The organism is Streptomyces boncukensis, assembly GCF_011045075.1.
Classification (GTDB): Bacteria; Actinomycetota; Actinomycetes; order Streptomycetales; family Streptomycetaceae; genus Streptomyces; species Streptomyces boncukensis.
Window position 1 is genome coordinate 1 of sequence record NZ_JAAKZZ010000382.1, and the last position, 7,333, is coordinate 7,333.

The 7,333-nt window shown below is 72.4% G+C and carries 4 protein-coding genes; 3 read left to right on the forward strand and 1 reads right to left on the reverse strand.

Annotated features, from left to right (window positions below):
* Nucleotides 1-86: 86 nt before the first annotated feature.
* Both G5C65_RS27325 and G5C65_RS27330 read left to right on the forward strand, forming a co-directional pair.
* On the forward strand, nucleotides 87-1,547 hold the full coding sequence (locus G5C65_RS27325; protein ID WP_165301651.1) for a glycosyltransferase family 87 protein: 1,461 nt from the start codon (nucleotides 87-89) through the stop codon (nucleotides 1,545-1,547).
* Between the two features lie 101 nt (nucleotides 1,548-1,648).
* Nucleotides 1,649-2,950, forward strand: coding sequence for an MFS transporter (locus tag G5C65_RS27330; RefSeq protein WP_165301653.1), 1,302 nt, complete (start codon nucleotides 1,649-1,651; stop codon nucleotides 2,948-2,950).
* 49 nt (nucleotides 2,951-2,999) lie between these two features.
* On the opposite strand, the gene G5C65_RS27335 is transcribed toward G5C65_RS27330, so the two are convergent.
* Entirely contained in the window at nucleotides 3,000-4,412 is a 1,413-nt protein-coding gene (locus G5C65_RS27335; protein ID WP_206442330.1) for a CCA tRNA nucleotidyltransferase, read from the reverse strand.
* 296 nt (nucleotides 4,413-4,708) lie between these two features.
* On the opposite strand from G5C65_RS27335, the gene G5C65_RS27340 reads away from it, so the two are divergent.
* Entirely contained in the window at nucleotides 4,709-7,126 is a 2,418-nt protein-coding gene (locus G5C65_RS27340) for a DUF6049 family protein (RefSeq protein ID WP_165301655.1), read from the forward strand.
* Nucleotides 7,127-7,333: the final 207 nt, after the last annotated feature.

The following is a 7,333-nucleotide window of genomic DNA, read 5'->3' on the forward strand; positions in this document are numbered from 1 at the left end:
TCCGCCCCCGACGCCCGGCGCCCCCGGCTCATCCGATGAGCCGGGGGCGTCTGCGTACGGCGGGCCCCGTGCGGCAGGATGAGGCCATGACGAGCGCCGACGCGTACGTACGCCCCACGGAGAAGGACGAGGTCGCCGCCGCGGGCAGCGAGTTGATCGGCGGCCCCGCCGGGCGGCGGGCGCGGGACGGCGGGGGCTGGTGGTCCCCGGTCCGGGTGGTCGTGCTGGTCGCGCTCGGCATGTTCGCGCTGGGCATGGTGCAGAAGCTGCCCTGCTACAACGGGGGCTGGTTCGCCGGTCAGTCGGCGCAGTACGCACACGCCTGCTACTCCGACATCCCGCACCTCTACGGCGGGCGGGGCTTCGCCGCGGGGCTGACCCCGTACGTCGACCGGATCCCGCAGGACGTGTCCGGCGGCATGGAGTACCTGGAGTACCCGGTGCTGACGGGCGCCTTCATGCAGATCGCCGCCAAGCTGACGGTCGGCGGGGACGGGCTGCAGGGCGAGGAGCAGCTCTACTGGATGGTGAACGCCGGGATGCTGATGGCCTGCGCCGCCGTACTGGTGGTGTGCGTGGCCCGGACGCACCGCAACCGCCCCTGGGACGGGCTGCTCGTCGCCCTCGCCCCGGCGCTGGCGCTCACCGCGACCATCAACTGGGACCTGCTCGCGGTCGCGCTCACCGCCGGCGCGATGCTGGCCTGGTCCCGCTCGCGTCCGCTGGCCGCCGGGGTGCTGCTCGGGCTGGCGACCGCCTCGAAGCTGTACCCGGTGCTGCTGCTCGGCCCGCTGCTGGTGCTGTGCTGGCGCGCGGGGGCGTGGCGCGCGTTCGGCAGGGCGGCGGGCGGCACGGCCGCCGCCTGGGCCGTCGTCAATGTGCCGGTGATGGTGTTCGCGTGGGACGGCTGGGCGAAGTTCTACCGGTTCAGCCAGGAGCGGCCGGTGGACTTCGGGTCGGTGTGGCTGATCATCCAGCAGCGAAGCGGCCACCCGTTCGACGATGCGAACATCTACGCGACGGCGTTGATGGTGCTCGGCTGTGCGGGCCTGGCGTTCCTCACGCTGCACGCCCCGCGCCGCCCGCGCTTCGCCCAGCTCGCCTTCCTGGTCGTCGCCCTCTTCATCCTGACCAACAAGGTCTACTCGCCGCAGTATGTGCTCTGGCTGATCCCGCTCGCCGTGCTGGCCCGCCCCAAGTGGCGGGACTTCCTCATCTGGCAGGGCTGCGAGTCGCTGTACTTCCTCGGCATCTGGATGTACCTCGCCTACACCAGCAGCGCAGACAAGCACCGCGGTCTCCCGGAGGAGGGCTACCAGGTCGTCATCCTGATCCACCTGCTCGGCACGCTCTACCTCTGCGCAGTGGTCATCCGCGACATGCTGCTGCCCGAGCACGACCCCGTACGGCGGGACGACGGCTCCGACGACCCGGGCGGCGGCGTCCTGGACCGCGCCCCCGACGTGTTCACCCTGGGCCGTCCACCCGTACGGGACGAGCACGCCGGAGCGGGGCCGTGCGTGCAGTGGGGCGCGTCTGAACGCTAGGGCCCTTCTGCCGGGTCTCCCGTTTCACGTGAAACAGCGAGCGCAGTACGTGAAACAGCGCGACGCCGAACCCACGGACCGGCGTGTGTGAGGGTGTACCCATGCGCGCCGTCCACGATCTTCGTACGCTGCTCCGCTTCCCCGGATTCCGCCGGCTGCTGACGGTGCGCCTGCTCTCCCAGCTCTCGGACGGCGTCTACCAGGTCGCGCTCGCCACCTATGTCGTCTTCTCACCCGAGAAGGAGACCTCGCCCGCCGCCATCGCCTCCGCCATGGCGGTGCTGCTGCTGCCGTACTCGGTGCTGGGCCCGTTCGCCGGGGTGCTGCTCGACCGCTGGCTGCGCCGCCAGGTGCTGCTCTTCGGCAGCCTGCTGCGCGCCCTGCTCGCGGGCCTCACCGCGGCGCTGGTCCTCGGCGCGGTGCCGGTGTGGCTGGTCTTCCTCGCCGCGCTCACCGTCACCGCCGTCAACCGCTTCGTCCTCGCCGGGCTCTCCGCCGCGCTGCCCCGGGTGGTGGACGGGGAGCGGCTCGTGATCGCCAACTCCCTCTCCCCGACCGCCGGGACCCTCGCGGCCACCCTCGGCGGCGGCGTCGCCTTTCTCGTCCGGATGCTCGTCCCGGACGGCGGACGGCAGGCCGACGCCGCCGTCCTCGTCGTCGGCGCGGCCGGCTATCTGCTGGCCGCCGGCGCCGCGCTGCGGATGCGCAGGGAACTGCTGGGCCCCGACCCCTCCGAGGTGCAGCCGCAGATCCGCACCGCTCTCCTCAGCACCGCGCGCGGGCTGCTCGCCGGGCTCCGGCACCTCACCGAGCGGCGCCCGGCCGCGTACGCGCTGGGCGCGGCGGCGCTGATGCGGTTCTGCTACGGGGCGCTGTTCGTCACGGTGCTGATGCTGACCCGCTACGCCTGGAACGACGGCGACGCCTCGGACGACGGGCTCGGGCTGCTGGGCATCGCGGTCGGACTCTCCGGGCTCGGCTTCTTCACCGCGGCCGTGCTCAGTCCGTGGGGCGTGCACCGGATGGGCGTCTTCGGCTGGATGGCGCTGTGCGCGGGCACGGCGGCCGTGCTGGAACCGGTGCTCGGCCTGCCCTTCGAACCGGCCCCGATACTGGTCGCCGCCTTCGTGCTCGGCCTGGTCACCCAGGCGGCGAAGATCGCCACGGATACGGCGGTGCAGACGACGGTGGACGACGAGTACCGGGGCCGGGTGTTCTCCCTCTACGACATGCTCTACAACGTCGCCTTCGTCGGAGCGGCGGCCGTGGCCGCCGTGATACTGCCGCACGACGGCCGCTCGGTGCCGGTGGTGGTGGGCGCTGCCGTGCTGTACGCGCTGCTGTCCTTCGCGCTGTTCCGCGTACCGGGGCCGGGCTCCCCCGCGGGCCGCCGTTTCACGTGAAACAGCGCCGACGGCGACGGGGGCGACGGCGCCGACGGGGGCCCTGAGCTCACCCCTGCTGCTGCGCCCACCACTCCTTGAGGGCGGCGACCGCCGCGTCGTGCTCCAGCGGACCGTGCTCCAGCCGCAGCTCCAGCAGATGCTTGTACGCGCGACCGACGGCAGGGCCCGGCGGGATCTCCAGGATGCGCATGATCTCGTTGCCGTCCAGATCCGGGCGGATCGCGTCCAGCTCCTCCTGCTCCTGGAGCCGTGCGATGCGCTCCTCCAGCCCGTCGTAGGCCCGGGAGAGCGCGGTGGCCTTGCGTTTGTTGCGGGTGGTGCAGTCGGAGCGGGTCAGCTTGTGCAGCCGGTCGAGCAGCGGGCCCGCGTCCCGCACATAGCGGCGCACCGCGGAGTCCGTCCACTCGCCGGTGCCGTAGCCGTGGAACCGCAAATGCAGCTCGACCAGCCGGGAGACGTCCCGGACCATCTCGGTCGAATACTTCAGCGCCGTCATCCGCTTCTTCGTCATCTTGGCGCCCACCACCTCGTGGTGGTGGAAGGAGACCCGGCCGTCCTTCTCGAAGCGGCGGGTCCTCGGCTTGCCGATGTCGTGCAGCAGGGCCGCCAGCCGCAGCGTCAGGTCCGGCCCGTCGTCCTCCAGGTCGATGGCCTGCTCCAGGACGGTCAGCGAGTGCTCGTAGACGTCCTTGTGCCGGTGGTGCTCGTCGCGCTCCAGGCGCAGCGCGGGGATCTCCGGGACGAAGCAGTCGGCGAGCCCGGTCTCCACCAGCAGCCGCAGCCCGCGCCGCGGGTGCGGGGACAGCAGCAGCTTGTTCAGCTCGTCCCGCACCCGCTCCGCCGAGACGATCCCGAGGCGCTCCGCCATCTCCTTCATCGCCGCGAGGACCGGACTGTCGATCTCGAAGTCGAGCTGGGCGGCGAAGCGCGCCGCGCGCAGCATGCGCAGCGGGTCGTCGGAGAAGGACATCTGCGGGGTGCCGGGGGTGCGCAGCCGGCGGGCCGCCAGATCCTCCAGGCCGCCGTACGGGTCGACGAAGGTCTTCTCGGGCAGCGCGACCGCCATGGCGTTCACCGTGAAGTCCCGGCGGACCAGGTCCTCCTCGATGGTGTCGCCGTAGCTGACCTCGGGCTTGCGCGAGGAGCGGTCGTAGACCTCCGAGCGGTACGTCGTGATTTCCAGGACGAAGTCGGACTTCTTCAGCCCGACCGTGCCGAAGGCGATGCCGACCTCCCACACCGCGTCCGCCCACGGCCGCACCAGCGCGAGGACGTCCTCGGGGCGGGCGTCGGTGGTGAAGTCCAGATCGTTGCCGAGCCGGCCCAGCAGCGCGTCCCGTACCGAGCCGCCGACGAGCGCGAGGCGGAACCCGGCCTCCCGGAAGCGGCGGGCGAGGTCGTCCGCGACGGGCGAGACCCGCAGCAGCTCGCTCACGGCACGGCGCTGCACGGTACTCAGCGGCTCCGGCCCGGCCTGGGTCTGGGCCTGGGCCTGGGCCTGGGCCTGAGGCTGGTCCGGGGCGGTCGCAGTGGCGGACGCCGCGGGGACGGACGGGGGGCGCTGGCGGTCACTGTTCGGGTTCGGCACAACAGCACAGGGTACGTTGCCGCGCAGCCCCCGGGGCCACCCGATCATGTGGTGACGGGCGCGGCACTTCCACCCTCAGGACATCGTTACCATCAGGGATCCAGCAAGACGACACGACTGACCACCCAGAGCACCCACCCCAACGACACGACGGGACGGACGAGCGCGTGGCCGAGGCGGCTGAGAGTCAGGCTCCCCGGGGATCCGGGCGAAGCGCGTACGGAGCGACCTCCCCTCGCTGGACGCGCCGCACAGCCGCCGCGGTCGCCGCCGGTCTCCTGGCGCTCCTCCCGGGCCTGGGCGCCACCGCCGCGGCGGCACCAGCGGGCACGGCAACGACGGCGACCGGAACGACGGCGACCGGAACGGCAGCGACCGGAACGGCGGCAACGGGGGCGACCGCGGCGACCAAGGCGGCCGCCCAGGTCGCGGGCCGCGGTACCGGCTCCCGCAGCGCCGAGGTCTCGGTGAACAGCGTCACCCCCACCGTCCCCGACAAGGGCGACACCCTCACCCTCACCGGCACCGTCACCAACGACAGCAAGACCGCCATCGCCGGCGGCCGGGTCGGCGTCCGCGTGGGCCCCGCCCTCAGCAGCCGCAGCGCCATCGACCAGGCGAGACAGCGCAAGGGCTACATCTCCGGCGCCGACGGCACGGAGATCGCCCGGAAGTACGCGGTCAAGACCGGCTCCCTCGCGCCCGGCATCAGCCGCTCCTTCACCCTGAAGGTCCCGGTCAGTGCGCTGTCCCTGGGCCGGGACGGGGTCTACCAGCTCGGCGTCTCCCTCACCGGCCGGACCCGGGCCCGCGGCTACGACCAGGTCCTCGGCATCGGCCGCACCTTCCTGCCCTGGCAGCAGGAGAGCATCCCGGAGAAGACCCGGCTCACCTATCTCTGGCCGCTGGTCTCCAGCACCCACATCACCGCGCGCTCCCTCCCCGACCAGCAGCAGACCCCCGTCTTCCGGGACGACAAGCTGACCCGGGAGCTGGCCCCGGGCGGCCGGTTGCAGCAGCTGGTCGAGCTCGGCGAGGAGCTGCCCATCACCTGGGTGATCGACCCGGACCTGCTGGCCACCGTCGACCTGATGACGCGGCGGTACCAGGTGGAGAAGCCCGACGGCAGCACCGAGGCGGGCAAGGGCCAGCAGTACGCCAAGAAGTGGCTGGCCGGGCTGCAGCGCGCGGTGCGCGGCGAGCAGATCGTCGCGCTGCCCTTCGCCGACCCCGATCTGGCCTCGCTGGCGCACCAGGGCAAGAGGGTCCCCGGCGCGCTCAGCCACCTGGGCACGGCCACCCAGCGGAGCGTCAAAACCGTCGAGACGGTGCTGCACACCAAGCCGACGACGGACTACGCCTGGCCGGTGCGCGGCGCCGTCGACTCGTCCGTCATCGACGTCGCCACCTCCGCGGGCGCGCACTACGTCATCGCCCGCGGCGACAGCGTCCGGGACAGGCTCACCTACACCCCGACCTCGGCCCGGCCCATCGGCAGCGGAAACACCGCGCTGGTGTCGGACTGGCGGCTCTCCAGCGCCTTCGAGGGCGATATGACGAACGCGGGGAAGTCGTCCCTCGCGGTGCAGCAGTTCGTCGCCCAGTCCCTCTCCCTGGCCCGCCAGATGCCCACAAGGCAGCGGAGCGTCGTCGTCGCGCCGCAGCGGATGCCCACCACCGCGCAGGCCCAGTCGATGGCGGCGGGCATCCGGGCGCTGGAGGAGAGCGGCGGCTGGACCCGGGCGGCCCCGCTCAAGGCCGCCGCGGCGGCCAAGCCCGACCCGGCGGCCAACCGCCGGGTGCCGGGCACGGGCTCGTATCCGACCTCGCTGCGCCGCAGCGAGCTGCCGGTCTCCGCGTTCCGGCAGGCGCAGCGGACGGAGGAGACGCTGGACGACTTCAAGGTCATCCTGCGCCGCTCCGACCGCGTCGTCCCGCCGTTCGGCAGCGCCATAGACCGCGAGACCTCCACCACCTGGCGCGGCCGGGGCCGCGAGGCCAAGGCGTTCCGGGACGGCGTACAGCAGTATCTCCAGGACCTCAAGGGCCGGGTCCGGCTGGTGAAGAAGTCGGACATCACTCTCTCCGGCCGTGAGGCCACCATCCCGGTGACGGTGCAGAACAACCTCGGGCAGGGCGTCAAGGGCCTCTACCTGGAGCTGGAGTCCGGCCGCCGGATCGGCCTGGACGTGGGCGGCAGCAAGCCGGTACGAGTGGACGGAGGACACAGCCAGTCCGTCAAGTTCGACACCAGCGCCAAGGCCAACGGCCGCACCTGGGTGCGCGCCCAGCTGTACACGGAGGACGGAAAGCCGTACGGGGAGCCGATGGAGTTCCAGGTGAACGTCACCTCGATCACCTCCACCGTGCTCCTCGTCATCGCCGGCGGCGTGCTGCTGATGGTGCTCGCCGGCATCCGGATGTACACCCAGCGGAAGCGGAAGGGCGCCGCACCGGACCCGGACGCCCCGCTGGACCCGCAGAGCGCCGAGGGAGCGGAGGAGCCCGCTGCGGAGGAGCCCGCGGGCGACACCGCGTCGCAAAACGACAACCCCCCGGCCACGGGTGAGAAAGTGGACCGTTGAGTCATCCGGGCGAGCAGGGGCAGGGATCACGATGAATGCGCCGTACGGCGGCGACCGGGGCCAGACTCCCGGCGACGGCTCGGGGCAGCCAGAGGACCCGTACGTACGGGACGCGTATGCGTACGACCCGTACGGAGACCACGACCCCGCCGCTCAGGACCCGGTGAACGACGCGCTCTACGACCGTGCCGCACACCCGCCCCCGCC

What these genes read in the sequence shown, in the direction of transcription:
- G5C65_RS27330 (WP_165301653.1), top strand. Translation starts at nt 1,649, where the DNA reads ATGCGCGCCGTCCACGATCTTCGTACGCTGCTCCGCTTCCCCGGATTC.
- G5C65_RS27325 (WP_165301651.1), top strand. Translation starts at nt 87, where the DNA reads ATGACGAGCGCCGACGCGTACGTACGCCCCACGGAGAAGGACGAGGTC.